At 46.4% G+C, this 1,025-nt stretch carries 3 protein-coding genes; all 3 read right to left on the reverse strand.

The annotated features are described in order from the left end of the window. Nucleotides 1-217 (reverse strand): DUF5983 family protein (locus QRY16_RS21955; RefSeq protein ID WP_289778057.1); only part of this gene is annotated, 217 nt, incomplete at its 3' end. Between the two features lie 55 nt (nucleotides 218-272). Beyond that, nucleotides 273-707 (reverse strand): single-stranded DNA-binding protein, encoded by a 435-nt coding sequence (locus tag QRY16_RS21960; protein WP_289778058.1) that lies wholly within the window; start codon nucleotides 705-707, stop codon nucleotides 273-275. Nucleotides 708-778: 71 nt separating this feature from the next. Then, nucleotides 779-1,025, reverse strand: a 247-nt coding sequence (locus QRY16_RS21965) for a hypothetical protein (protein ID WP_289778059.1), incomplete at its 5' end; no start/stop codon positions are given.

Below are 1,025 nucleotides of genomic sequence, written 5' to 3' on the forward strand. Positions count from 1 at the left end.
CCAAAGCACTTGCACTGATCCCCGCCCTGGTTAATTCCACTCGCCATTGTTCAGTAGCAGAAATACGCAATATCCACCCATATCGATTTTTCTCGATCCAGAACAAACCTTGACCGGACAAGTCATCGTTACAGACCTTGTCCAGTAGCTCCGCGTCTTCTTTTTTTACATGGCCGGTACTGACGACCGCCACCCGATATTGTTCACTGATATTCATACTCCCCCCTCTGGATTGGCGGCCCGCGCCCTGCGGGCCGTTCTAACTCAAATACTCACTGCGGGTAATCATTCATATCCGGGAACGGCGGTTCATCATGATTTTCAATGCCTCCCTGGCCTTCTGCACTGGTGTTACGTGGCCCAGCTCCCGGCAGCATCTGCATTTCGCCGTTATTATCGATAACAATTTCCTTATTGCTGCGCACTTTGCCGTCTGTCCCTTGCCATTTGTTATTACGAATGCGCCCGACAAAATACAGCATCATACCCTTTTTGAAGTACTTCCCAGCTGCTTCGGCTTTCTTTCCAAAAATGACAATATCATGCCATTCCGTTTCTTTTTGCTCCTTCCCTTCGTTGTCGCTGTAGCTGATTTCTGTAGCCAGCGTCAGGCTCGCAATGGCCGTTCCGTTTGGGGTGTAACGCACTTCTGCATCTTTGCCAGCACGCCCCATCAGAATCACTTTGTTTTCGCCACGTTTCCACATAATACACCTCATATATTTGATGTTTATCAGTAAAAAATGGGAGAATTACGGGGGATTTCTCCCCCTCTTTATCAGTAAAACTTCACGTTCGATTTCAGGGCTTTTTCAAAGTCTTTTACAAAGGAATTTGCAAAAGTGTAATCACGATGAATAAGCTGTTTTGTTTTAGGATTTCGCCACTCAACCTGCACTGATTCGGCTGAGTATTCGATCACCTCGATTTGATTTTTTACACCGAGATAATCAGCAATTGCCATTACGGCATTCACTTTTTTTTGGTCTGCTTCTTTCATTTCAACTCCTTCGCCAGTCGGGGCG

Source organism: Mixta mediterraneensis (assembly GCF_030283135.1).
Taxonomy (GTDB): Bacteria; Pseudomonadota; Gammaproteobacteria; order Enterobacterales; family Enterobacteriaceae; genus Pantoea; species Pantoea mediterraneensis.

Bases quoted from the DNA above. Each gene is read 5' to 3' on its own strand.
- QRY16_RS21960 (WP_289778058.1), bottom strand. From the start codon at position 707: ATGTGGAAACGTGGCGAAAACAAAGTGATTCTGATGGGGCGTGCTGGC.